Consider the following 24,198-nt stretch of genomic DNA (forward strand, 5'->3'; position numbering starts at 1 on the left):
ACTCCCTCGGTCTTCCAGCGGCGATTCCTTGGATTCGTCGATCCGCTCCCGCATGGGCGATGAGTTTGCGGGCATCCGGCGGTCCAAGGACCAGGAGTTCGACCGAGAGGGACACGCCATGACCACGATGCACGATTTCGGCCCGCCGGCCCAGGAGTTGACGCGGCTCGCGGCCGGAGTGAAGGACGACCAGCTCTCCGCGCCCACGCCGTGCGCGATCTACACCGTCGCGGACCTCCTCGACCACCTGATGGGTCTGAGCCTGGCGTTCACCTGGGCGGCCACCAAGGCGACCGAGCCGCTGCGGGCGCAGACGGGTGACCTCGCGCAGGCCGAGCCCGGACTCGGGTCGGCGGCCAACCTCGATCCGGAGTGGCGGAAGCTGCTGCCGGTCCGCCTCGGCGAACTCGTGGAGGCCTGGCGTGACCCCGCGGCGTGGGAGGGGACCACCGAGGCCGGCGGGCTCACCCTGCCCGGCGAGGTCGCTGCCATGGTCGCGATGGACGAGCTGGTCCTGCACGGCTGGGACCTCGCCCGCGCGACGGGTCAGCCGTTCCACTGCGACCCGGGCAGCACCGAGGTGTGCTTCCAGTTCACGACGATGTCGGCCGCGCCAGGAGCTGACCGGGAGGGATTGTTCGGCCCCATCGTCGAGGTCGCCCCCGACGCACCCCTGCTGGACCGCGCGCTCGGTCTCAGCGGGCGGGACCCGGCCTGGACGCCGTAGCGTCCTCCCGAGAGCGCGCGGGATCCGCGAGCAGGCCCAGCCGTTGCTGGAGCGCGGCGCCGCACCGGCACGCCGGGTCGCCGCACAGCAGCGCGGCCGGGTCGGCCAGGATGCGGCGTCGCACGGCGGCGAGCACCGTCCGGATCGCGACCCGCAGCGCCCGACACTCGCCGATCAGCACCGACCGGGTCGCCCCCGCCAGGTCCGGTGCGATGTCGTCGAAGCGGTGGCTCTCGCCCGGGATGTTCGGCAGCTCCATCCAGACGCCCGGCGCCGCCTTGGCGTACCGATGGAAGCGCGACCGGTCCAGCTGCTGCTCGGCGAGGTGGATCGCGGTGTCGGAGGTGTGGGTGACGCCGAGCAACAGTACGTCGCCGTCGAGGTCGGCGAGCGCCTCGAACGGGCCGAGCGGCCAGTCCGGTCGCTGTGCCTCGACCAGGTGCCGGGCGTGCGTGCCGACGGCGAGGTAGGACAGGAGCGGGTGCGCGCCGCGCTCGTGCGGGAAGCGTTGCCGCATGGTCTCCGCGATCTGGCCGAGCTCCCGGTCGACCGGGAGGTCGGGAGCGAACGGCGTGGCGTTGGCCAGCGCGTCGTCGAACTCCGCCCACGTCGTCGCGCCGACGTACGCGTTGTGCGGGCGGGGCAGCCCGGGCGGTCCGGGCACCCCGGTCGCGTCCCACGTACCCGCGGGCACCAGCACCGTGCCGCAGACCTCGACGAGTGCCCGGCAGACCGCCTCGGCACCGCCCTCGACCCGGCCGAAGGACCGGAGGGAGGCGTGCACGACCACACTCGAGGAACTCGAGAGTCCCAGCGCGCGCAACCCGTCCACGACGGCGCGCTCGGTCACGGATGCGACCACGACACCTCCTGTGCCCGACTCCGGCTGCCCGAGGTGATCAGACCAGGCTGCGGCCGCCCGGTCCAGTGGTTTCCGGTCCAGTGATTTCCCGGTCCGGGCGTACCGCGATGAGTTTCGGGGCATCCGTCGGTCCAAGGATCGAGAAACCGACCACAGGGAGTACCCATGACGAGCAAGTCCCAGGACCTGGCTCCCGCGGCGGGAGCGTACGCGCCGGTGAACGGCCTGGAGATGTACTACGAGGTGCACGGCACGGGACGGCCCCTGGTCCTCCTGCACGGCGGCCTGCTCACCATCGACTCGAACTTCGGGCCGATGCTGCCGGCGTTCGCGACGTCCCGCCAGGTGGTCGCGGTCGAACTGCAAGGGCACGGCCGCACCGCCGACATCGACCGGGAGTTCACCCTCGAACATCTCGCCGACGACGTGGCCGGGCTCCTCGACCACCTCGGCATCGCGCGGGCCGACCTGTTCGGCTTCAGCCTGGGCGGGCTCGTGTCGACGGAGTTCGCGATCCGCCATCCGCAGCGGGTCGACCGGATGGTGCTCGGGTCGTCGCACGTCCGCCAGGACGGCTATCACGAAGAGATCCGTGACCCGGAGTCTCACCCGGGTTCGACCCGGATGCCGACCTCGGCGGACTTCGCGGAGATGAAGGCCGCCTACGAGGAGGTCGCTCCCGACCCCGACCACTTCGAGGCGTTCGCGGCCCGGCTCTCCGCAATGGTGTCGGCGTTTCGGGGCTGGCCGGAGGATGCCGTACGCGCCATCACCGCGCCGACGCTGATCATCGTCGGTGACAACGACTTCACCCGGCTCGAACACGCCGTGGAGATGACGCATCTCCTGCCCGGCGCCCGACTCGCGGTCCTTCCGGACACGACCCACATGGCCATGATGCGGCGTACGGAGCACGTCGTTCCGATGGTCGAGACCTTCCTCGGGCAGGCGCGGCCGGAGGGCTCGGCACCGTAGGCTTCGTCGTCACGAGCGCGCGGACGGGGGCCATCGGTGGCGGGGCTGGGGCGAAACTTCCAGACACTGCTGTCGGCGACCGTCATCTCCAACCTGGGTGACGGCATCGCGGCCGCGGCGGCGCCCCTGCTCGTGGCCTCGCGCACCGACGATCCCGTCCTCGTCGGGCTCGCCGTCTTCGCCCAGCAGCTCCCGTGGCTGCTCTTCTCGTTGGTCAGTGGCGTGTACGTCGACCGCCTCGACCGGCAGCGGTTGATCGTCGTGGTCAACGTGGTCCGGGGACTCGTCATCGCGGCCCTCGCGGTCGCCGTGTGGCAGGGCGCGGCGACGCTGCTCGTGATCTACGCCGCCGGTTTCCTGGCCGGCACCTGCGAGACGCTCGGCGACAACGCGTCGGCGGCGATGGTGCCCGCCATCGTCTCCTCCGCCGACCTGCCCCGGGCGAACGCCCGGCTGCAGGCCGCGTTCTACCTCGTCAACAGGTTCGCCGCACCGCCGCTCGGCGCCGCGCTGTTCGTGGTCGCGATGGCGTTGCCGTTCGGCGTCAACGCCGCGACCTTCGTGCTGGCCGCGGTGCTCATCGCGACGATGCGCAAGGTCGGCGCCGACCGACCTGTGTCGCCTGGCCAGCCGGTGCCCTCGGACGTGCCCCGCCGCTCGGTCCGAGCCGACATCGTCGACGGTGTGCGCTGGCTGTGGCACGAGCCGGTGATCCGGATGCTCGCCGTCGCCCTGTGCCTGATGAACGTCACCCTGACGGCCGGATTCTCGATCCTCGTCCTCTACAGCCGGGACCGGCTCGGCCTGAGCGAGGTCGGGTACGGCGTCCTCATCACCATGAGCGCGGTCGGCGGCCTGCTCGGCACGGCCGTCGCGCCGCGGCTGCAGGGCCGGTTCGACGGCTCGGTGCTGCTGCGGGTCGGTCTCGTCGTCGAGACCCTGACCCACGTCGGGCTCGCCCTGTCCACCACCGTCTGGCTCGCCGCGCCGGTGCTGGTGGCGTTCGGTGTGCACGCCTCGGTCTGGAACGGCGTCACCGTCACGATCCGCCAGCGCGCCGTACCCGACGAGCTGCGCGGACGGGTGCAGAGCGTCGCCATGATGTTCTCCATCGGCGGCCACGCCCTCGGTGCGCTGATCGGCGGACCGATCGCGTCCCGGCTCGGCCTGGCCGGGCCCTTCTGGGTGTCGGCGGTCGTGATGGCGGGGCTCACCGCGATCGCCTGGCGTCCGTTCGGCCGGAGGTTGGTGACCGCCTCGCCGGCGACGACGCGGATCAGGCCCGCTCGATGATGCCGCGGACGAAGGCCGCCTGCCCGGCGTGCTGCATGTCGTCGTTGACCACGCTGACCAGGCGGACGCCGAGGCTCACCGGCGGGTCCCAGGACTCGTCGACGATGCGGGGAAGCTCCTCGTCGGTGAGGGTGCGGACGTAGCGGATCGTCGCGTCGTGCACCGCGTCGTGGTAGCCGAGCAGCAGGTCGGCCGGCACCCGGACGAGCGCGACGTCCTTGTCGGTGTGTCCGAAGCCGGTCGCGGCCACACCGAACGGCAGGTCGAAGCGCTCGGCCCAACCACCGGCGACCCAGACCTGGTCGGTCCCCGCGACGTCTGCGATGTGGTCGTCCTGGATCCGGGTCAGGTGCCACACGAGCCACGCGATCGTGTTGGCCCGAGCCTCGACACGGTAGGTGAGCTGGTCCTCCGTCAGTCCCTCGACGGCACCGTGCACCTCCTCCTGGATCCGGCCGAAGGCGTCCACCAACAGGTCGAAACTGCTCATGTGATCACTCCTTGGGTTGGTCGCCCGTCATTCTTCCCCACCCACCCTGGCCACAAAGATTGGCCGGTCGTGGCCCGGCTCGCCCCACGTTCCTGGTGGAAGAATCGGCGGCGGTGAACCCGATCCGTGACGGAGGACGCGTGAACGACGAGGATCGCTATCTGTTCGACCTGCAGGGATACCTGACCGTTCCCGACGCCATTTCCCCCGAGCTGCTGGAGCGGCTCAACCACCAGCTCGACCTGGGCATCCAGCAGGAGACCGAGCCCGAGATGCGGACGCACCGGTTCGGCTCACTCCTCGAACGCGACGCGGCGTTCCGGGAGCTCATCGACCTACCCTCCGTCGTCGACGTACTCACCGACATCCTCGGCCCGGACTTCCGCCTCGACCACACCTACGCCGACGTGATCCGCTCCGGTGACGGCCCGATCGGCACCGTCCTGCACGGCGGCGCGGTGCCGTTCCGTTCCTCGGAGTACTACACCGTGACGACGAGCGGGCAGATCCGTAGCGGCCTGGTCGCCGTCGGGTTCAACCTCAGGGACGTCGGACCCGACGACGGCGGGTTCGCGTGTGTCCCGGGCAGCCACAAGAGTGCATTCGCCTTCCCCCAGGACTGGAAGCAGCTGTCCGAGCTGCACCCGTGCGTACGACGGGTCACCGGACCGGCCGGCACCGCCGTCATCTTCACCGAGGCCCTCGTCCACGGGACGCTGCCTTGGCGGGGCGCGGACGAGCGTCGTACGGCGTTCTTCAAGTACAGCCCGGCGTCGTTGTCGTGGTCGGCGCAGTACTACGACCCGGACGCCTACCCGGACCTGACCGAGCGGCAGCGGGCGATCCTCGAGGCGCCGAACGCGCGCTACCGCAGCCGGCGCACGGCGCGGGTGTAACTCACCCCCCACCGGGCGATCCGGCCTGTGGCCGATCCTGGTCGACGGTGCTCATGGCTTCCGCCGCACGATTGGCGGACGCGGTGCAGGGAAAGTCCTGGAAGTGATCAAAGGTTCCGCGGGCGCCAGACGGCGCCGCCTGATCACCCACGGCCTCGCGCTGTGGGTCTGGGCGTTCGCCGTCTGGGTCCTGCTCACCTGGACACTGACCGCGGAGCAGCTCCTCGTCGGTGCGGTGATCGCGACCGCCGTGGCGATGGTCTTCGCGCCGCTCGGGCCGGTCGCTCGGCCGTGGCGGCTGCTCGACCCCGAAGTCCTGTGGCGCCTCGCCGTCCTCGCCGCCACCGCGCTGGCCCGAAGCGTCGTGTCGAACGTCCGGCTGGCCGTACGGGTGTGGTCGCCGCGCCGCCCGGTGCGGTCCGGGATGCTGGTCGTTCCCACGAAGGCGCGCGGTCCGGGCGAGGTGACCGCGGTCGGCGTCCTCACGTCCCTGATCGTCGACAACCAGCTCGTGGACCTCGACCGGCACGCGCACCGGCTCCAGTACCACGCCGTCTGGATCACCACCGAGGATCCGGAGGGCAATCGCCGGCACATCAACGGGCCGATCGAGGACCGGATGCGGAGCCGGCATGACTGAGATCTTCTTCGTCGCCGCCATCGCCGAGGTGGTCGTGGGAATCCCGCTGCTCGCCCGACTCGGCCGCGGCCCGACCATCGGCGACCGGATCGTGGCGGTCAACACGCTCGCCACGCAGGCCACCCTCGCGGTGCTGTTCACCGCGGCCGCCACGCAGCGGCCCATCTACCTCGACGTCGCGCTCTGGCTCGCGTCGTTCAGTTATCTCGGCACCATCGTCTGGGCCCGCTACCTCGAGCGGGGGCTGCTCTGATGCGGGAGTGGATCGTCGCGGCCCTGATCGCCCTCGGGCTCCTCGTCTCGCTGTCCGGCGTGGTGGGGATCCTGCGGATGCCCGACCTGTACACCAGGATCCAGTGCTCGACGAAGAACATCACCATGGGCACGTTGCCCGCACTCATCGCGCTCGTCGTCGGTATGGGCGCCTCCAGCACGTACGGCAGTCGGGCCCTGCTCGTCGCCGTCCTGCTGCTCGTCATGAACCCCGTCGCCTCGCACGCGCTGGTCCGCGCGGCGTACAAGACCGGCGTACCGATGTGGCGCGGCGCGGTCCTCGACCAGGTGCGTCCGGACACCGTCGCGCCGAGGCGGGCGTCGGGCGCGCCGGGTGAGCCGGAGGAGGAGACCTGATGTTCTGGGTGTTGAACTACGCCTGCCTGCTGCTGATCCTCGGCAGCGCGGTTCTGGTCGTGAGGTTGCGCAACCTCACCGGAGCCGTGATGGCACTGAGCGCGCTCGGCACGGTCCTCGCACTGCAGTTCGTCGTCCTCGGGGCGCCCGACGTCGCGCACGCTCAGGTCGCGGTCGGCGCCATCGCGCTCCCGGTCCTCTACCTCGTCGCGATCGGCAAGGCCCGCACGGTCGTGGAGTCGCGCGAGGTGGGCGAGGAGGAGGGGAGGCGGGACTCGTGACGGACCTCCCGCCCGCGCTACGGGAGTACGAGGAGACCGAGGCCCGGCACCGCCCGCTCGTCGGCGCCGTGGTCGTCCTCGGCTGCGCGGCGGTCCTGGTTCTCGCGCTGCTGGGGCTGCCTGACGAGCACGCGCCCCTGCCCGCCATCGCGCGCTACGCGTTGGAGATCTCGCTGCCCGTGTGGCATCTCACCGAGCCGGTCAACGTCGTGGTGTACGGCACTCGGGGATTCGACACGTTCGGCGAGACGTTCCTGCTGCTCGCGGCGGTGGTGGCGGTCGTGGTGTTGACCCGGACCAAGGAGCGCCGCCGCGGCTTCCTGGGCGAGGAACTCGCCGCCCGCGCCGAGCAGGAACAGTACGACGTCCGCCAGGTCACCGATGACGAGGAACGCGCCGCCCGCCTCGCGGAGGACGCCGAACGCGGCGGCGGCCGGCTCCCTGCCACGCCCGACTCCTTCGAACTCGGCACCCCCGCACCCGAGCGCGCCCAGGGCATGTCGGTCGTCGTACGGACCGGAATCCGAGTGGTCGCGCCCATCCTCACGGTCGCCGGCCTCTATCTCGTCTCGTGGGGGTTCTCTCCGGGCGGCGGCTTCCCCGGCGGTGCCGTCCTCCTCGGCGTCGTCCTGCTCGTCTACGCGGCGTTCGGTTACCGACGGGTCCGCGGGTTCGTCCGCCCAGGTCTGATCGAGCCGATCGAGCTCGCCTTCGCCCTCGCGATCTGCGCGCTCGGACTCGTCGGGCTCGCCGTCGAAGGTTCGTTCTGGGCCAACTGGATCCCGCTCGCGCCGGCGGAGACGATCCGGTCCGGCGGCATCGCGCAGGCGTTCTCCGTAGCCGAACTCGCGGAGGTCGCGCTCGGCCTGAGTCTCGCCGTCTTCTCGCTGCTCGGCATGCGTCACGACTGGGCGCCCGACACCTCCCGGCCTCGCGGGCGTGGCGCGCGGCCGAGGGAGGAGCCCGGCCAGGGGGAGCGCGAGTGATCCTGGTCAACTACCTCGCCGCGGCCGTGTTGTTCTGCCTCGGCCTCTACGTCGTCCTCACTCGTCGCAACCTGGTCAAGATCGTCATGGGGCTCTCCCTGATGGAGTCCGCGACCTACCTCCTGCTGGTCTCGATGGCCTACCGGGCCGGGTCCACCGCTCCGGTCCTGCTCGACCCGCCGCCCGGCCAGACACCGTCGAGTCTCGCCAGGGGCAACGTCGCCGACCCCGTCCTGCAGAACTTCTGCATCACAGCGGTCGTCATCGGCGTCGCGGTCACGGCGGTCTTCCTCGCGGTCGTCGTCCGGATCGCGCAGCACTACCGTTCCCTGGACGCCGACCGCATCCGGGCGTTGCGCGGATGAGTTCGGCCACGCTGGCCTCGCTGCTCCCGCTGCCGGTGGTGATCCTGATCGTCGGGGCGGCGGTGTGCCCGCTCGCGGCCCGGATCTCGGCCCGGGCGCCGGTGGTGGTCGCGGTGCTGTCGTGCGGAGGTGCCGCCGGGGTCCTCGCGCTGTTCGCGCCCGCGGTGCTCGACGGTCGGCTGCTGGTCGAGTACCTCGGCAAGTGGGAACCGGTGCGTGGTGCCGCACTCGGGATCGCCTTCGCGGCCGACCCGCTCGGCCTCAGCTACGCTCTCGCGGCCACCGTCGTGGGCATGATCCTCGCGGTGTTCACGCTGTCGATGCTCGGTGGGCTCGGCCGCCGGGAGCTCGGCGGATACGCCTGCCTGTTCCTGTTGCTCGACGCCGCCCTCGTCGGCGTGGCACTCACCGCAGACCTGTTCAACCTGTTCGTGTGGTTCGAGGTCGCGGCCCTCGCGAGCTACGCCCTGACCGGATTCTTCCTCGAACGCCCGACCGCCCTGGAGGCGGCGTTCAAGATCCTCGTGCTGACGACGATGGCGAGCTTCTGTGTGTTCATCGGCACGGGCCTGCTCTACGCCTCCTACGGCGCCCTCAACTTCGGGCAGCTGCACGAGGCTCTGCGGCACGGAACCGACCCGACGAGCCTGATCGCCCTCGGCCTGCTGGTGGCGGGGTACGGCACCAAGGCGGGAGTCGTCCCCTTCCACGGCTGGCTGCCCGACGCGCACACCGCCGCGCCGGGACCGGTGTCGGCGTTGTTCTCCGGTCTGATGGTGACTCTCGGCATCGTCGGGATCGCGCGGATCACCTTCCAGATCTACGACCAGCCGCCGCCGGTGCTCGGCGTCCTGATGGTGGTCGCGCTGGTCTCGGCGCTGGTGGGCGCGCTGCTCAGCCTCGGCCAGGACGACCTCAAACGGTTGCTGGCCTACGACACCGTCTCCCAGCTCGGCGTCGTGACGGCCGGACTCGCCATCGGCACCCCGCTCGGGCTCGCCGGCGCGACCTACCACCTGCTGAACCACACGTTGTTCAAGTCGCTGCTCTTCCTGTGCGCGGGGACGGTGCTGCACTCCACGGGCAAGGAACGCCTCTCCGAACTCGGTGGGCTCGGCCGCCGGATGCCCGTCGTGGCCGTCGCGTTCGTGGTCGGCATCGTGGCGATCGCCGGCGTCCCGCCGTTGAACGGGTACGCCTCGCTCGGCCTCATCCACCAGGGCCTGGAGGAGACCCACCAGTACGCCGCGCTGGTGGTCCTGACGATCAGTCAGGTCGTCACCGTGGCGGCGCTCAGCCGGGCGGCATGGCTGGTCTTCTTCCGGCGACGAAGCGAGCGTTACCCCTCCCGGGAGTCGGCCCGTCCGGGCATGGTGGCGGGGTTCGCGGCGCTGGCGGTGCTGTGCGTCGCCTTCGGCGTCGCGCCCGCCGTCCTGCTGTCCGAGGTCATGGCGCCGGCGGCCGGCTGGTTGCTGGAGGGGGAGCGGTACGCGCACGCGGTGCTCGCCGGCGGTGGCCAGGTCGGCAGGTTGCCCCTGTCCTTCGACTACCTCGCTCCCGCGACCATCCTGGTCGTGGTGGGCACCGTCGTGGTCGGCGTCCTCCTCGCCTGGCGGTATGCCGGTGGACGGACGCCGCGGTTCGTGGAGCCCCTCCGCCGGTTGCACACAGGCTCGGTGAACGACTACGCGACCTACCTCGTGGTCGGGTTGATCGTAGTGTGCGCCGGGCTGTTGCTGGGCTGAACACGTTGGTGGAACGACTCCGCCGATCCTGGTGTTTGCGGTCGAAAACTGGCCGCAATTGCCCCTAACGTATCTCTTGTTGCGGGCCGCGACGGCCTGGCTCGAAGGAAGGGAAGATCCATGGACTGGAAGCTCGAACTGGTGGCGATTCCGGTGTCCGACGTCGACCGGGCGAAGGAGTTCTACGTCGAGAAGGTCGGGTTCAACGCCGACCACGACCACCGGGTCAGCGACGACATCCGCTTCGTGCAGATCACGCCGCCCGGATCGGCCTGCTCGATCGCCTTCGGGGTCGGGATCGTGGACAGCGCGCCGGGTTCGGTCAAGGGACTGCAGATCGTGGTCTCCGACGTGAAGGCCGCCCGCGCTGAGCTGGTCGAGCGAGGCGTCGAGGTCAGTGAGGTGGAGGAGTACCCCTGGGGTCTGTTCGTCCACTTCGCCGACCCGGACGGGAACGGCTGGTCGCTGCAGCAGCTCCCTCAGCGCGGCTAGGGTCTGGTTCACAAGGGGCGTCCGGGCCTACCCGCGTTCCCGCGCGACCTTCCGCGTGCCAGGCACCGAGAAGGTCGGCGTACAACGTGGAGTGCCGGAGCAGATCGTCGTGGTCGCCGAGGCGCGTGCGCGTCCCGTCCATGATGAGGATGTGGTCGGCGCGCCGGGCCGAGCTCAGCCGGTGGGCGACCACGACGAGTGTGCCGTGGCGGGCCCGGAACGCCTCCTCCACCAGGGCCTCCGCGACCGGATCAAGGTGGCAGGTGGCCTCGTCGAGCACCACGATCTCCGCCGGCGAGAGCCAGACCCGGGCGAGCGTTATCAACTGACGTTCCCCGGGGGTCAGCCCCGAGCCCGGGCCGATCTCGGCCCGGGCACCCCCGAGCCGGTCGTACAACGGGCCCAGTCCGACGGCCGCCACGGCGGCCTCGATCTGGTTCTCGGTGGCGTCGGGACGCAGATAGGTCAGGTTCTCGCCGAGAGATCCGGTGAAGACGTACGCCTCCTGCGGAATGATCGCGACGGTGTGCCGCAACCATCCGGGGTCGGTCTCGGCCAGCGGCACCCCGCCGACGCGGACGGCGCCCCGCTGGGGCTCGGCGATGCCCGCCAGCACGTTGGCCAGCGTCGATTTGCCGATCCCGCTGGGACCCACGACGGCGAGATGGGATCCGTACGGCAGCGCGAACGTCAGATCGCGCAGCACGGGCTCGGCGCCGGCGCCGTAGAAGAACCAGAGCCGGTCCACCCGCAGCTCGTGGCTCCGCGGAGTCCGGGTCGGGCGCTGCGGCGCGGCGTCCGCGGCGGCGAGGCTCGCCTCCAGGCGGTGCAGCGTGACCGCGAGCTGGACGCCGGATCCTCCGGTGGTCTGGACGGCGGAGCGCAGCGCCGGCTGGAGGCTGGTCGTGACATAGGTGATCGCGCCGAGCAGTTCTCCAGGGCTGCGCCCGGCGCGCAGGAGCCATGGGGCGGCCACCAGCACGGCGATCAGCGCGAGCTGTCCGCCGGCCAGGCCCAGCGCCGTGCGCATGGCGCCGGCCCGCGCCACCGTCTGCTCCGCCCGCACCTGCGCGTCGAAGTCCCCGCGCGCCTCTCCCATGGCCTGTGGCTCCGCCCCACAGGCCACCACGTCGCGGACGGCCCCCGCGACCTGGCTCACCGCGCCGGCCACCTGCTCCTCTGCGAGCAGAAGCGCCCGCTGGCGGATGACGAGCTCGGGCAGCAGCCACACAAGCAGGAGCAGTGTCAGCAGCACCGGAGGCAGGACGAGCAGGGCGACCGCCGGGGCGAGGAGGACCAGGCCGACTGACGCGGCGATCACCGTGAGGCCCACCTGCTGGAGTCCCAGCAGCAGGCCCGCCGTCGTGTCCCGCACGGTCTCCCCAAGCGCGAGACCCTCTCCGAGGACATGTCCTGCTCCATGTCCAGCGTGGACCGCGCCGTCACCGAGCTGGTCAAGGGCCAGTGGCTGGCGAAGGAGCGACGTTCGGCCGGGGACGTGAACGTCTACACCCTGATGATCGCCCCTCCATTGCGTGCTGATGACCGACGACAGACTCCGGCGTCAGTGCATCGAGGCACACCTCGGCGCGTCGGGACAGGTTTCAGGGCCGCCCACGGCAGGGTCGGCTAAACTCATCGCAGACCTCCTCATCAGGTCTCGCGCCCCGGACTGTTCGCGCAGTGCCGGGGCTTCACGACCCGGCGGACCAGCCGATCCCGCAGCGGTTCGATCACCCGCCCCAGCGCGGAGGGGATCTGGCGGGCGCCGGCCGCTCCCGCGACCATGGCCAAGCCGAGGACACCGAGCCAGGCCAGGCCGATCCAGGGCCGGCCGTGCAGGAAGCCGTCGTCCAGTGCGAGGGCTATCAGGCGTCCCGAGACCAGCGCCGGGAGCGCGGCGGCCAGCGACCAGGCCAGCACCCCGCCCAGTGCCCGGCGCTCACCCAGCAGCTCCCGCAGGGGTCTCCGCCATCCCGCGTCGCTCAGGGGGATCACCTGTTCTCCTCCGGCCCGCCTGGACCTGCCGGCTCGAACAGCGCGCGGTACGCGGCGTCCGCCCACAGCACGCGGTGGGGCGCGACCGCCCGCACCTTCCCGCGGTCCAGCCACGCGACCAGGTCCGCGCGGGCGGCGGTACCCACCCGGTGGGCCACGACCAGGCAGGTACGGTTCACGGCGGCCTTGGCCAGCGCGGCGGCGACCTGCACCTCCGTCACCGAGTCGAGGCTGGAAGTGGCGTCGTCGAGGACGAGCAGCCGGGCCTCCCGCACGAAGGCACGCGCCAGGCCGAGCCGTTGTTCCTCCCCACCGGACATGGGGGCGTCGCGCAAGGCCGTCGCGTAGCCGTCGGGAAGCAGCCGGACGAACCCGTCCGCGCCCGCGAGGGTCGCCGCGCGCTCGATCCGACGCGCGGGGAGCGTGCCACCCCCGTAGCCGATCGCCTCCGCGACAGTGGTCCCGAGCAGGCGGGGACGCTCGAAGGCGTAGGCGACCGCCCGCCGCAGCGCGACGGGGTCTGCCTCCATCACCGGTACGCCGTCCAGCAGCGTCGTTCCCTCGTCGGGCTCGATCAGACCGCCCGCGACGGTCGCCAGCGTGGTCTTGCCCGCCCCGGACCTTCCGACCACCGCCACCGAACGCCCGGCCGGAACGAGCAGGTCGACAGTGTCCAGCAGTGGACCGTCCGGTCCCCGCACGGTCACCTTCCTGAGGCGCAGCTCGCCGGGTCCGGGCGGCAGCGGCCGGCGACCACGCGAAGGCACGGGCTCGACCAGGATCTCGGCGATCCTGCGGGCGCCCGCGCGCAGTCGCGCCAGGCGGAGCAGCAGGGACACCTGCCCGAGGACGCCGAGGGCCATCGGAGCGTAGCCCGCCACCGCCAGCATCTGGCCGGCCGAGATCCGGCCCGCCACCACACCCTGGCCGGCCACCGCCAGGGCGACCAGGCCGGTCAGCGGCATGAGCAGCATTCCCTGACCCTGGATGCGGCCGTACGCCCGCCAGAGGTCCCGGCCGGAGCCCGACAGCTCGGGCAGCGGGGCGAGGACCCGATCGGCCTCCCGCCTCCACGTCCCGGCTCCGCGGATGGTGCGGACCCCGGCGAGCGCGTCGGCCATCCGCGCCGAGATCTCTCCCTGCAGCTCCTGGTAGCGCGTCACCAGATCGGAGGCGTGGCGCACGAAGAGCCGCATCATGAGGAGTCCGAACGGGACGGCGAGGGCCACGGTCGCCACCAGCCGCCAGTCGATCAGCCAGAGCGCCGCCACACCGCCGGCCGACATCACGAGATTGGCCGTCCCGCTCACCAGCAGCGGAAAGGCCCCCGCAACTTGGGGGGCACCACTGACCGCCCGACTCGCCAGATCGCCTGCGGCGAAGGTGCGCTCACCCGCGACGCCGAGGTCGAGGACGTGACCGAGCAGGCGGGTCCGGAGCCGGCCGGTGGCGGTGGCTGTGCAGTACGCCTCCGCCACCTTCGTGCCCGCCGCCGCGAGCACCCCACCGGTGAGGAGCGCCGCGAGTGCGAGCAGCGGCCCGGTGCCACCCTCTCGTGACAGGACCGCGTCGGTCACCGCCGCGACGGCCGCGGGGAGCAGCAGGGCGAAGACCGCGCTCGCCAGCGTGGCCGCCACCAACGCGGCCGGCCATCCCGATCGCCGTCCCGTCCACAGCAGTTGGAACGGCAGCCGATCGGCCGCTCGGTCGCGGTCGGCGTCGCGGTCACGAGACCTCCGGACGCCATCGCCCATGCCGTCACCGCTCCTTCGTCTCCTCGGGCCGTCTGTCTGTGTCTGTCGGCAGCTCTCTGGGAGCCGCCCGGGACGGCGCGGCTGCGCCGTCCCGGGCGATCCGGTCCATGGGGCTCAGATCAGCAGCAGTTGAAGAGACTGCCCTGGCTGCAGCACTCCCACAGGGACCAGTTGCTCTCGGCGGCACTCGCGTGCTCGACCTCGAGGCTCTGGAGCTCGAGAATTCGCGCCATGTCGATGTTCACCTCCTCATGGATGTCGTACGTGGCTCAGCCGGTCAGCAGCCGCACGTGAAGGGCACCCAGCTTCCGGTGCTGCAGCACTCCCACACGCTTCCGTTGCTGTCAGCCGCCGAGCTCGCCGGCTCGACCTCGAGGCTCTGCAGTTCGAGAATCGCCATGGTGGTTGTTCACCTCCTCTGGACAGATATGGACCGCCCCTTCGTCAGGGCTGAGGAAGGGGAGTTCGAGGGGCCGCCCGCGAAGCGCCGCGTCGAGCGTCAGCAGGACCCCGGCCGATCCGGTGGCCAGGTCCATGGAGAGCCGGAGGAGCTGGTCTCCGATGAAGGCGACCCTGTCCTCGCCGTGGCCGTTCCGGTCGGCGGTGTCGCCCGCCTGGAAGGGGACGGCGTGCCAGCCGATGTTACGGAGATGCCTCCGCACGGCCGCATCGCCGAGATCCGCTCCGGTGTGCAGCAGGTAGGCGAGGATGCCCGCGCGCCCGTTGAACAGTCCGCTCTGCACGAAATAGTGCGGCTCGGCGGCCCTGCGGATGCCCGCCTGTGCCTCGAGGAACGACGGCTCGTCACGGTGGCGCAGGTACTCGTGGAGCACGAGGCCGATGCCGGCGCTACCGGTGGCGACGTAGGGGAGGACACGCCAGCCCTCGTCCACTTGCAGGGTGTTGTCCTTCTGCGTCCATTTGCAGGCCTCCAGTTCCCTGTGCAACGCCCGCTCGGCCTCGTCGAGCAACCGCTTCTCACCGGTGGCCTCGTACAGTCTGATGAGGAACAGCGCGGGCCCGGACGCGCCGTACATCAGGCCCGCCCGGTAGGGACCGTCGTGCGGACGCCGGAGACGGGCGATCATCTGCTCAGCCGTCTCCTCGGCCATGGCGGCGAACGCGAGGTCGCCCGTGATCCGTGCGAAGTGGAGCTGGTTCAGCCCGATTCCCGCCAGCCCGCGGAACAGCGTGTTGTCGGTCGCCGGTGAGGCCGCGGGGGCGTGCCTGAGGATCTCCAGCGCGTCGGAGCGCCGGTCGAGCCGGTCAAGCACGTACGCCACTCCCGCGACGCCGTCGTAGAAGCCCGGCGGCGGGCGTTCCACCCTGCCGATCGCGTTCAGCATCCAGGACTCGTGCTCGGGGAACCTGCCCTCTCCCGTTTCGGCGAGCGCCCAGAGCACACCGGCCGCACCGTGGCCGAAGCCGATGCCGCCGGCGGGGCCGGTGAACTGCTCAAGGTCCCCGGGGAACAGCCGGTCGCTCCGCTGTGGTGTGGCGGTCGACAGAATCGCCGAGGTGATCGACTTCCGGAGCGGTTCCCAGCCCTGCGGGGTGGGCTCGGGCCAGATCGGCCGCCCGGCCCTCGCCGCGCCGTAGCCAAGGCCGCCGCTCGGCGCACCGCCGCCGTGGACACCGCCGCTCAGATCGGCCCGCACCTTGTCGGCGAAGTCGACAGGGAGCGGGAACCGGTCGGTGACGAAATCGATGAACTGGTCGACCTTCCCGTCGTCCCAGCGGAGGGCCGCGGTCAGCGACATGAAGACCGCCAGCCTGATGCACCCGAGGGCGTACCGGTCGATGGCCAGGCCCGTGTAGCCGGGCGGAGCCTGGTACCCCGGTGCGCCAAGGGCCGGGCGGACCGCCGCTGCCGCGTCGGCGACCAGTTCGAAGTCCACGAACGCGATCGAGTCGTCTTCCCGCACGATGATGTTGCCCGGGTGCAGGTCGCCGAAGACCACGCCGCGTGCGTGCAGATCGCCCAGCGCGGCCTCCACCCGCTCAACGATCCCGAGCGCCCACGCAGCGTAGTCGGCGACCTCGTCGGGCGTCGCGCCGAAGTGCAGCAGGGGGTTGCGCCGGACCATGTGGTGGGAAAGGGTCTCGCCTTCCACGTACTCGCGGACAAGGAAGTGGTGCTCCCAGAAGGTGCGGTACTCGACCAGAGCGGGTATGCAGGCGAGGTCACCGAGGCGCTCGATCAGCCCTCGTTCCCGCTGAAGCCGAACGACCGCGTCCTCTTCGCTGCGGTCCAGGCCCGCGAGCGGCCGCGCCTCCTTGATCAGGACCTTCCCGCCGGTGCGCTTGTCGATGGCGCGGTACAGTCCGCCACCGTTGGAGAAGTGCAGGGCCTTCTCGATGTCGTACGGGAAGTCGTCGAGGGTGCCTCTGTCACGGGCGGCGAGCGACTCCGTCAGGAAATCGGGCACCGTGACCCAACCGGGGACACGGAAGACGGGTTCTCTCGAATCCTGGACGAGACGGCCGTCCGGAGTCTCTATCGCGGGCACCATCTCCCCGCTCTCTGACTGGCAGAACCTTTCCCGGAAACCGCCGTACCGAACGAAGAGCGGACCTGAGCGCCAGCGGAGATCGCTTAGTATGTACGGCCCCGGCTGACCCTCCAACAGAGCCCCCAGTTCATTGAGTGTCTGCTCGAGGACAGCCTCGTCGGCGGTGTATATGGTGATGAACTTGCCGCTCCCACCCCGCTCGGCGTATTTGCTGTTCTGCACGAGGAGAACTCGGCGGCTGCGTAGGAACTTGAAGGACATGTGCTGCTGCACGCAGTACTTGTGGACGATGTCGAGAACGTGCTTCGCGTTCTCCAGTCCGGCCGACACGTGGATCTTCCAGCCCTGGTCGGGCATTCCCATGCCGACCTTGCCCTGCATCATCCAGACACCCCGTGGACGGCGCATCCAGTCCTCCGGAATCGGGCAGCCCGTCGAGTACTCGCCCGCGTCCGGAGCCTCCGCGGAGGGTGAATCGTAGAAGACCGGATCGGCCATTCCGTAGGCGTGATACCGAAGATCCACGGCATTACTCCAATCAGGAGTCTCATACCATTCGCGTCTCCCTCATCCTGCGGTGGACGCCATCTCCGCACCACTTCCTTCGGCCAGATCCGAAACATGCGCGCGTTTCCACTTCGGCCAGAACCGAAACGTACAGGTCATCAGGGAAAACGGCCGCATCGAAATAGTGATGGTGGCGATACAGGGGCGTGCGGGTATCTCACGGCAACACGGATCCGCGGTTATAGTCCAAGGGGCCATGACTCGAATTAATTGCTGCGGGGTGCTGAGGCCCGCCCGATGAAAATGGTGGTGACCCGCTGGTGATGATGCTCAGTGCGAGCGCGGCCGCACTGGTCGCGGTCGTTCTGCTCGCCGGAGCCGTCGGGCACGCCGCGAAGCCCTCGGTGCTCGCGGGTGCGCTGCGTGCGCACGACATGTTCGCCCCACGGTTGGTCGCCCCACTGGCCGTCGCGGTGCCGTTGGCGGAGCTGGCGCCCGCCCTGCTCGCGGCGCACGCGCTGCTGACCGGTCGCCCTGGAGAGCTGCGCGCCGCCATGTCCGGCGCCGCTGTGCTCCTGTGCGGCTACGCGGCCTACGCCTTCCACGTTGCCCGGACACGGGAGGAGGTGCCGTGCGGCTGCTCGGCCGGGGCGACCCCCATGACCGTCTGGGTCGCCGTGCGTGCCGCCGCGCTCGCCGTCCTCGCGGCGTGCGCGGTCGTGGGAGCCGACCCGGCGGTGACCGCGGCGGGCCACCGGCTGGTCATCGCGGCTCTGGCCGGGGCCGTGTTCGGAACCATGCTCTGGGAGCTTCCCTCGATGATGACGCCGCCCCCGAACCGGTCCCTGCGTTGAGCGGCAGAGCCGGCCACCCTTCAGCTCTCGTGCGAGAGGAGCCTTCGGCGACATGGAGTTCGAGACGACCGCGGACCTACTCTCCTGGACGGCTCTGCTGCTGCTCGTCCTCGCCCTGGTCAGGGTCAACCGGCAGCTCCGCGAACTCAGGTCTCGCGTGCCCGAGCTCGGCCTGCCCGCCGGCGCGCGGGCGCCCGGGCTCGACCGGCTCGCCGTCGCGCCGACCGGGCCCACCCTGCTGCTCTTCCTCAGCTCCGGCTGCGGTGGGTGCCCCGCCGTACTCGAGGAGGCGCTGACCCTCGCATCCGGCGGTAAGGCCGTTCCGATGCGGGCCGTCTTCTCCGGCGATCCCTTGCCGATGAACGGCGCGGAGCGGCTCATCCCTGTTCACAAGGACGAGCGGGCGCTCCTCGACGACTACCGCGTGCCGGGGACTCCGTTCGCAGTGCTCGTCGAGCAGGGAAAGGTCAGGCGCGCGGAGCCGGTTCGCTCGCTGGAACTTCTTCAGCGGCTTGCGGCCGTGCCGCCGCCGAACTGATCCTCGCGGCACCGGGACAGAGCCGTTCCCAGGGGAGTGATGGCGTGCACCGCCTGCCGGCCCATCCGGCCGGTCGTGATCAGCCCTGCCTCGCGAAGCACTTTCGCGTGTTCGCTTGCTGTGGACAGGGTGACGCCCAACCGCCGCGCCAGCTCCGTGGTGGTCGCGCCGTCGGCGACCTCGCTGAGCGCGGCCGCCCGGGTCGGCCCCAGCAGGGCCGACAGTGCACCAGGCAGCTGGACGTCCTCGTCGAGAGCGTGCAGCGGCTGCGCGAAGTAGGTGGAGACGGGGAAGAGGACCACCGGCGTGCCCTCGGGCCGTTCGAGAGCCACCGACTGGCCGCCGCAGAACACCGAGGGCGCGAGGATCAGTCCGCGCCCCTCCAGCCGCAACTCTCTCGACCCCGTGTGCCGTAGTTCGAGGACGCCGGAGTTCCAGCGGACAGCGGTCGCGAGCGTGGACAGCAGGAGTTCCACGCCGCCTTCGGCGATAGTGCGGAGACGGAACGCGCGCTCCACGGCGACTCTCGCCTGAATCCTCTCCCAGTACGGAGTAATGGCGATCCTGTGGTACTCGCAGAGGGTCTCCCCGAGGGTCTGCATGGCATCCGCCTCGCCGGCCGCCAGCGACCCCGCGATTGCGGGGAGGCGCCTCCGCGCCGCCAGCACGGAGATGTCCTCCTCGAGCCGCGACCGCGGGGTTGCCATCACCGCTTCGACGCCGTCCTCCCAGCGACAGGAGGCGTCCCCTGGCATGAGGAACTCGGCGAAGTACCCGTCGGGCGGGCACAGCGCCAGCAGGATTCGGGCCGACGGTCGAAGGTCTACGCGGGTCTGGCGGCGCCAGCCGTCGAGTCTGGTCCCAGCCGAACGGTTCCGCAGCATTCTGAGGCTGAGAACCGTCTCCCAGAGCGGGCAGGCCTCGGTGATCCGGATGCGCGCCAGATCGTTCCCCGTGAAATGAATACGCAGCATGGAAGGCTTCCCTCGATTGATCGCCGTCATGACCAGCGCGGTCGATGAAACGCCAGAACGGCTAGGCCGCGTGCTGTGACGTGGCCTTCACATGAGGGAGCCGCGATCCGCGACCCGCGCGGAAAACCGCCCCGAAGTCAACTTGTCCCCGATTCTGATCTGGATACCGATATTTGAATCAATGTAAGACTAACCCCTTGTCAGAGATTTTTCGATCATGCCTTGGGGTAGTCAGGGCCTTCGCCCCGCCGGTCGTCGCGGCATGCGCGACGTGTTGGCCAGCGGGGCCGTCCCGCCCTCCGCACTGGCCACATGGGCAAGCAATTTCCAACGGCTCTATCTAACATCGTTGGGCAGTGATGTCTATGTCCGTCGTTGTTTTGACAATATGGTGTCAGGTGCATGCCATTGGTAAAACCGCAAATAGCAATCGCTGGACGGTCTACCGCGGACGGCCTACGTCGTCGAGATGTCGCGGTGGAGTGGGATGTTGGCGCAGGTCGGGGGAGTGCGGGTCAGGTCGAGCACCTCACCGTCACCGCTGGAGTAGAGGCCCGGTCCGATCTGGTCGAGCCAGATGCGGACGCCCATGACCGTGAGGTGGGACGCCCCGTCCTCGACCCCCAACTCGACGGTCAGCACGGTCGAGCCGTTCACCCGGACGTTGTAGGAGCCGTGCCAGCGCGCCTCCAGCGGCGGCCCGGCCGTACCGGGGCGGTCGTTGCGGTACCACGTGCTGCCGTCGTCGAGACACTGCAGGTACGCGGGTGCGCCGTCGGTCCCGGGCAACAGCCGGTAGGTGGCGCTTCCGTCGTTCTCGCGGACGATCTCGTCCCGCCCGGTGACGCGGAGCTGGTCCGGGTCGTCGTCTCCGCCCTCGTCCCACACGAGGCGCCCCGCCTCGGACCGGATCCGGGCCAGGCTCGCACCTCGACTGATGTACTCACCGACGAACCGCGCGGCCTCACTCGCCGGCACCGGGGCGCGGTGCGTGGGCGCGGCGGGTGTGGCCGTGGTGGAGGACGCCGTGGGGACGGATGCGGCGGTCGACTCGACGACCTCCCGCATGATGCGCTGGGCCAGCGACTCGCGGCCGGTGAGGGGGTGGTCGACGCTGTTGGTCAGGACGACGACGCCGACACCGGGATCCGGCGCCCAGCCGACGTCGCAGAGGAAGCCGAAACCGCCACCTCCGTGGTGCCGGACCACCACCCCGGGCTCCCATCGGCTGGTCTGGACGCCGAGCCCGTAGCCGAGCGCCTGGCCCGGGGCGGGGAACGGGACCCGGTACATCGTCGCGAGCAGCTCCTTGTCGAGCACCTTCTCGCCGTCACGCAGGTGGAACTGCACGTATCGCAGGGCGTCGTCGACGCTGGTGTAGATCCCGCCGGCCGGCACCATCGGAATCCGCACCGGCAGGTGCGGCACCTGCGGGTTGTGCCCGATCGCCCGGTCCTCCTCGGCGGCGATGGCATCCTGGTCGAAGGTCGTCCGGGTCAGCCCGAGGGGTGCGAGGAGTTCCCGGCGTACGAACTCGTGGAACGGCACGTCGTAGACCCGCTGCAGGATGGCGCCGGCGAGGTCGATGCCCAGGTTGGAGTACTCGTAGTGGTGCCCGACCGGAAAACGTAACCAGGTGTCGGAGATGCTCGCGCAGTGCTCGTCGAAGGACTCCCCGCCGTCCACGTAGTTGGAACCGACCGGCGCCTCGTGGGTGAAGCCCGCGGTGTGGCCGAGCAGGTGGCGCAAGGTCATCTTGCGCTCGGGACGGTCCTCGAACCTGGTCCTGACCGTGAACGTCGGCAGGTAGGTCGTGATGGGTTCGTCCAGGGCAACTCTGCCTTGCTTCACCGCGATCATCACCGCGGTGGCGGTGTAGGTCTTCGAGACCGACTGGACGCTGAACATCGTGGTGGTGCCGACCGGCGTCCGGCCACCGGCATCCGTCGTACCGAAGCCGGCCGACCACAAGACCTGCGTGGGCGTACAGACTCCGACTGCCATTCCAGGAACCGCGTGTGCGTCGAGCAGTTCGGGGATCCCCGCGGTCAGCGCGTCGGTCAGGCGGGTGATGTCGAGCATGCCAGTCTCCTCCGGATGCTTCGTGGTGATCAGCTCGCGAGTAGCTCGGCGGTCCTACGCCGTGCCCAGCGCTCGGCGGCGAGGACGGACTCCAGGGAGAGCGCGTCGGGGCTCCGCCCATCGTGCTCGTCGACGATGCGTTCGAGGGTGTCGATGATCGCGTTGAACGGCAGCCGGCCGGCGAGGAAGGCGGCGACGCACTCCTCGTTCGCGGCGTTGAAGACGGCCGGCATGGTGCCGCCCGCGCTCCCCACCGCGTACGCGAGTCGTACGGCGGGGAAGGCCCGCTCGTCGACCGGTTCGAACTCCCAGGTCGCCGCCTTCGACCAGTCACAGGCCGGTGCGGCGCCGGGAACGCGCTCGGGCCAGCCGAGGCCCACGGACAGCGCGACGCGGATGTCGGGCGGACCGACCTGGGCCAGCGTGGAACCGTCCAGGAACTCCACCATCGAGTGCACGACCACCTGCGGGTGGACGACGACGTCGATCTGGTCGAACGGGATGTCGAAGAGCAGGTGCGCCTCGATCACCTCGAGCCCCTTGTTGACGAGGTTGGCGCAGTTGACCGTGATGACCGGGCCCATGTTCCACACGGGGTGGGCGAGCGCCTGCTCCGGGGTGATGCCGGCCATCTGCTCGCGCGTCCGGCCGCGGAACGGTCCGCCGCTGGCGGTGAGGACGAGGCGGCGTACGTCGTGCTTCCGGTTGCCCTGCAGACACTGGAAGAGCGCCGAGTGCTCGGAGTCGACGGGGATGATCTGGTCCGTTGCCGCCAGCTTCTTGACCAGCGGTCCGCCGACGATCAGCGACTCCTTGTTGGCGAGGACCAGCCGGTTGCCGGCGGTGAGGGCCGCGAGGGTGGGAGCGAGTCCGACCGAGCCGGTGATGCCGTTGAGGACGGCGTCGCAGGGGAGTGCCGCGAGTTCGGTCGAGGCGTCCGGGCCGGCGATGATCTCAGGTCCTGAGGACTTCGAGGCGCTCGCGTCCTCCCCGGCGCGCCGGCCACGTGCGTCGGCCTCGGCGGCGAGCGCGTCTCGGACGTCCGCGACCGCGGCCGGATCGGCGACTGCCACCACCTCGACGCCGAGGTCGAGGGCCTGCCGGGCGAGCAGCCGCGGACTGGCTCCGCTCGCGGACAACGCCCGCACCGCGAAGCGGTCGCGGTTGCGGGCGATCACGTCGATCGCCTGGGTGCCGATCGAGCCGGTCGAGCCGAGCAGGACCAGGCGGCGCTGGTCGGACCTGTGCGCGTGCGGGTCGGACTCGTGCGCGTGAGGGTCGGCTGGTGGTGTGACGTCTGGGCGGGCGGCGCTCATGGATCGAACGTACGGGACACAACCCCCACACATCCACCAAGTCGGTCTCATCGATTGGAAGCGGGTCAGGTGGAGTGGGGTCGGGCGCTGGCCCGGGCTGCCCGGCCCCCGTTTTGTTCGTATACCCTACGGGGGTAGGGTGATAAGCGGAGAGGGAGACGATGACGACGTTGAGGTACGACCTGGCCGGCCAGGTGCGGATGGTCGCCGCACGGGGAATCGCATGAACGCGGCGACGAAACTGGGCGCCTTCGGTGCGGGGCTGGCGCTCGTGTTCGGTGCCGCCTACGGAGTCGGATCCCTCGTCGACTCCGGCCCTGGCAGGACGGCACTCGTCGACACGCGGGAGGAAAGCGGTCCCGGCGCGCACGGGGCCGACGAGATGACCCCGGGCGCTGCTGACAGTGCGGGCGGTGGGCATGAGGATGGCGGTCAGGCTGATGGCGGCCACGCTGAGGGCGGTCACGCGGAAGGTGATGCCGCGGGTGGGGCGGCGGCCGAACTGCCCGGTGGACTGATGGTCAGCGAGCACGGTTACACCCTGGAGCGCGTGTCCGCCGACCCGACGTTCGGGCGGAATGGCGAGTTCGCGTTCCGGATCGTCAGCGCTGACGGTCAACCGGTCACCGCCTTCGACGAGGTGCACGAGAAGCGACTGCACCTGATCGTCGTACGCCGGGACCTGTCCGGGTTCCGGCACGTGCATCCGACGCTCGGCGAGGACGGGGTGTGGCGGATTCGGCTGCCCTTCACGGCGGCGGGGACGTACCGAGCCTTCGCGGACTTCACCCCGACCGGAGGCGAGGCGACCACCCTCGGCATCGACGTGCCGGTCGCCGGAAGCTACCAGCCGGCCGCGCTTCCCGCACCGACGACCGTCGCGCGGGTGGACGGGTACACCGTGACGATGCGGGGTCGGCCGAAGGCCGGCGAGTCGAGCATGCTGACGTTCCAGGTCGAGCGCGGGGGACGGCCGGTCACCGACCTGCAGCCGTACCTCGGTTCCTACGGACACCTCGTCGCGCTGCGCGGAGGCGACCTCGCCTACCTGCACGTGCATCCGGACGGCTCACCGGGCGACGGCCGTATCGCTCCCGGACCGGACGTGGGCTTCCACGTCGAGGCGCCGACGGCCGGTGCGTATCGGCTGTACCTGGACTTCCAGCACGACGGATCCGTCCGCACCGCCGAGTTCACCGTGCACGTCCCCTCGGGCGCGTGAGCTCGGGTGGGTTCTGGGGAACTCTGGGTGCTGAGGTCGAGGCGGAAGCCGGCGGAGC

Annotated in this window: 26 protein-coding genes; 15 read left to right on the forward strand and 11 right to left on the reverse strand. The window is 70.5% G+C overall.

Features of this window, described 5'->3' with window-relative positions; genetic code table 11:
- Nucleotides 1–52 precede the first annotated feature (52 nt).
- Nucleotides 53–727 carry a TIGR03086 family metal-binding protein gene (locus HEB94_RS16695; RefSeq protein WP_202896385.1) on the forward strand — a complete coding sequence of 225 codons (675 nt, stop codon included), beginning with the start codon at nucleotides 53–55 and terminating at the stop codon, nucleotides 725–727.
- Here the strand turns inward: HEB94_RS16695 and HEB94_RS16700 are convergent.
- Complete coding sequence (locus tag HEB94_RS16700; RefSeq protein WP_337917732.1) at nucleotides 696–1,589, reverse strand: AAC(3) family N-acetyltransferase; 894 nt, start codon at nucleotides 1,587–1,589, stop codon at nucleotides 696–698. The two genes, HEB94_RS16695 and HEB94_RS16700, sit on opposite strands and share 32 nt — an antisense overlap.
- 165 nt (nucleotides 1,590–1,754) lie before the next feature.
- Here HEB94_RS16700 and HEB94_RS16705 point away from each other — a divergent pair, with 165 nt between their 5' ends.
- A complete protein-coding gene (locus tag HEB94_RS16705) occupies nucleotides 1,755–2,564 on the forward strand; it encodes an alpha/beta fold hydrolase (RefSeq protein WP_192750751.1) in 810 nt (269 codons plus the stop codon).
- A 36-nt stretch (nucleotides 2,565–2,600) separates the two neighbouring features.
- A complete protein-coding gene (locus HEB94_RS16710) occupies nucleotides 2,601–3,857 on the forward strand; it encodes an MFS transporter (RefSeq protein WP_192750752.1) in 1,257 nt (418 codons plus the stop codon).
- Here HEB94_RS16710 and HEB94_RS16715 read toward each other — a convergent pair.
- Nucleotides 3,841–4,347, reverse strand: a complete 507-nt coding sequence (locus HEB94_RS16715; protein ID WP_192750753.1) for a mycothiol transferase — start codon at nucleotides 4,345–4,347, stop codon at nucleotides 3,841–3,843. The genes HEB94_RS16710 and HEB94_RS16715 overlap by 17 nt on opposite strands.
- A 140-nt stretch (nucleotides 4,348–4,487) precedes the next feature.
- On the opposite strand from HEB94_RS16715, the gene HEB94_RS16720 reads away from it, so the two are divergent.
- The 9 genes from HEB94_RS16720 (at nucleotide 4,488) to HEB94_RS16760 (ending at nucleotide 10,382) form a co-directional block, all read left to right on the forward strand.
- Nucleotides 4,488–5,243: a phytanoyl-CoA dioxygenase family protein gene (locus HEB94_RS16720; protein WP_192750754.1), complete on the forward strand. Its 756-nt coding sequence runs from the start codon at nucleotides 4,488–4,490 to the stop codon at nucleotides 5,241–5,243.
- A 103-nt stretch (nucleotides 5,244–5,346) separates the two neighbouring features.
- Nucleotides 5,347–5,883, forward strand: a complete 537-nt coding sequence (locus HEB94_RS16725; RefSeq protein WP_202896386.1) for a Na+/H+ antiporter subunit E — start codon at nucleotides 5,347–5,349, stop codon at nucleotides 5,881–5,883.
- Nucleotides 5,876–6,136: a monovalent cation/H+ antiporter complex subunit F gene (locus HEB94_RS16730; protein ID WP_192750755.1), complete on the forward strand. Its 261-nt coding sequence runs from the start codon at nucleotides 5,876–5,878 to the stop codon at nucleotides 6,134–6,136. The genes HEB94_RS16725 and HEB94_RS16730 overlap by 8 nt, the downstream gene beginning before the upstream one ends.
- A complete protein-coding gene (gene mnhG, locus HEB94_RS16735; protein ID WP_192750756.1) occupies nucleotides 6,136–6,513 on the forward strand; it encodes a monovalent cation/H(+) antiporter subunit G in 378 nt (125 codons plus the stop codon). The genes HEB94_RS16730 and mnhG overlap by 1 nt, the downstream gene beginning before the upstream one ends.
- On the forward strand, nucleotides 6,513–6,794 hold the full coding sequence (locus HEB94_RS16740; protein ID WP_192750757.1) for a Na(+)/H(+) antiporter subunit B: 282 nt from the start codon (nucleotides 6,513–6,515) through the stop codon (nucleotides 6,792–6,794). Before mnhG ends, HEB94_RS16740 begins: the two co-directional genes overlap by 1 nt.
- Complete coding sequence (locus HEB94_RS53545) at nucleotides 6,791–7,780, forward strand: MnhB domain-containing protein (RefSeq protein ID WP_192750758.1); 990 nt, start codon at nucleotides 6,791–6,793, stop codon at nucleotides 7,778–7,780. The genes HEB94_RS16740 and HEB94_RS53545 overlap by 4 nt, the downstream gene beginning before the upstream one ends.
- Nucleotides 7,777–8,145: an NADH-quinone oxidoreductase subunit K gene (locus tag HEB94_RS16750; protein ID WP_192750759.1), complete on the forward strand. Its 369-nt coding sequence runs from the start codon at nucleotides 7,777–7,779 to the stop codon at nucleotides 8,143–8,145. Before HEB94_RS53545 ends, HEB94_RS16750 begins: the two co-directional genes overlap by 4 nt.
- Entirely contained in the window at nucleotides 8,142–9,890 is a 1,749-nt protein-coding gene (locus tag HEB94_RS16755; RefSeq protein WP_192750760.1) for a complex I subunit 5 family protein, read from the forward strand. The genes HEB94_RS16750 and HEB94_RS16755 overlap by 4 nt, the downstream gene beginning before the upstream one ends.
- 120 nt (nucleotides 9,891–10,010) lie before the next feature.
- A complete protein-coding gene (locus HEB94_RS16760) occupies nucleotides 10,011–10,382 on the forward strand; it encodes a glyoxalase superfamily protein (protein ID WP_192750761.1) in 372 nt (123 codons plus the stop codon).
- On the opposite strand, the gene HEB94_RS16765 is transcribed toward HEB94_RS16760, so the two are convergent.
- The 6 genes from HEB94_RS16765 to lanKC form a co-directional block, all read right to left on the reverse strand.
- On the reverse strand, nucleotides 10,285–11,757 hold the full coding sequence (locus HEB94_RS16765; protein WP_192750762.1) for an ATP-binding cassette domain-containing protein: 1,473 nt from the start codon (nucleotides 11,755–11,757) through the stop codon (nucleotides 10,285–10,287). The two genes, HEB94_RS16760 and HEB94_RS16765, sit on opposite strands and share 98 nt — an antisense overlap.
- 278 nt (nucleotides 11,758–12,035) lie before the next feature.
- The gene (locus tag HEB94_RS16770) at nucleotides 12,036–12,380 is read right to left on the reverse strand and encodes a hypothetical protein (RefSeq protein ID WP_192750763.1); all 345 of its coding nucleotides are present in this window, start codon (nucleotides 12,378–12,380) and stop codon (nucleotides 12,036–12,038) included.
- Nucleotides 12,377–14,134 (reverse strand): ABC transporter ATP-binding protein, encoded by a 1,758-nt coding sequence (locus tag HEB94_RS16775; protein WP_192750764.1) that lies wholly within the window; start codon nucleotides 14,132–14,134, stop codon nucleotides 12,377–12,379. The genes HEB94_RS16770 and HEB94_RS16775 overlap by 4 nt, the downstream gene beginning before the upstream one ends.
- A gap of 119 nt (nucleotides 14,135–14,253) precedes the next feature.
- A complete protein-coding gene (locus tag HEB94_RS16780; protein WP_192750765.1) occupies nucleotides 14,254–14,367 on the reverse strand; it encodes a SapB/AmfS family lanthipeptide in 114 nt (37 codons plus the stop codon).
- A 44-nt stretch (nucleotides 14,368–14,411) separates the two neighbouring features.
- The gene (locus tag HEB94_RS54590; RefSeq protein WP_192750766.1) at nucleotides 14,412–14,534 is read right to left on the reverse strand and encodes a SapB/AmfS family lanthipeptide; all 123 of its coding nucleotides are present in this window, start codon (nucleotides 14,532–14,534) and stop codon (nucleotides 14,412–14,414) included.
- Complete coding sequence (gene lanKC / locus HEB94_RS16790) at nucleotides 14,479–17,172, reverse strand: class III lanthionine synthetase LanKC (RefSeq protein ID WP_202896387.1); 2,694 nt, start codon at nucleotides 17,170–17,172, stop codon at nucleotides 14,479–14,481. The genes HEB94_RS54590 and lanKC overlap by 56 nt, the downstream gene beginning before the upstream one ends.
- A gap of 305 nt (nucleotides 17,173–17,477) precedes the next feature.
- Between lanKC and HEB94_RS16795 the strand changes: the two genes are divergently transcribed.
- On the forward strand, nucleotides 17,478–18,008 hold the full coding sequence (locus HEB94_RS16795) for a MauE/DoxX family redox-associated membrane protein (protein WP_238362298.1): 531 nt from the start codon (nucleotides 17,478–17,480) through the stop codon (nucleotides 18,006–18,008).
- 52 nt (nucleotides 18,009–18,060) lie between these two features.
- Nucleotides 18,061–18,546 (forward strand): hypothetical protein, encoded by a 486-nt coding sequence (locus HEB94_RS16800; RefSeq protein WP_192750768.1) that lies wholly within the window; start codon nucleotides 18,061–18,063, stop codon nucleotides 18,544–18,546.
- Here the strand turns inward: HEB94_RS16800 and HEB94_RS16805 are convergent.
- The 3 genes from HEB94_RS16805 to dxr all read right to left on the reverse strand — a co-directional run bounded on the left by HEB94_RS16805 (nucleotide 18,513) and on the right by dxr (nucleotide 22,918).
- Nucleotides 18,513–19,520 (reverse strand): ArsR/SmtB family transcription factor, encoded by a 1,008-nt coding sequence (locus HEB94_RS16805; protein ID WP_192750769.1) that lies wholly within the window; start codon nucleotides 19,518–19,520, stop codon nucleotides 18,513–18,515. The genes HEB94_RS16800 and HEB94_RS16805 overlap by 34 nt on opposite strands.
- Before the next feature lie 456 nt (nucleotides 19,521–19,976).
- Entirely contained in the window at nucleotides 19,977–21,602 is a 1,626-nt protein-coding gene (locus HEB94_RS16810; protein WP_192750770.1) for a serine hydrolase domain-containing protein, read from the reverse strand.
- 29 nt (nucleotides 21,603–21,631) lie between these two features.
- Nucleotides 21,632–22,918 (reverse strand): 1-deoxy-D-xylulose-5-phosphate reductoisomerase, encoded by a 1,287-nt coding sequence (gene dxr, locus HEB94_RS16815; RefSeq protein WP_192750771.1) that lies wholly within the window; start codon nucleotides 22,916–22,918, stop codon nucleotides 21,632–21,634.
- 223 nt (nucleotides 22,919–23,141) lie between these two features.
- Here dxr and HEB94_RS16820 point away from each other — a divergent pair, with 223 nt between their 5' ends.
- A complete protein-coding gene (locus HEB94_RS16820; protein WP_192750772.1) occupies nucleotides 23,142–24,140 on the forward strand; it encodes a hypothetical protein in 999 nt (332 codons plus the stop codon).
- Nucleotides 24,141–24,198 lie beyond the last annotated feature (58 nt).

This window comes from Actinopolymorpha pittospori, assembly GCF_014873875.1.
Taxonomy (GTDB): Bacteria; Actinomycetota; Actinomycetes; order Propionibacteriales; family Actinopolymorphaceae; genus Actinopolymorpha; species Actinopolymorpha pittospori.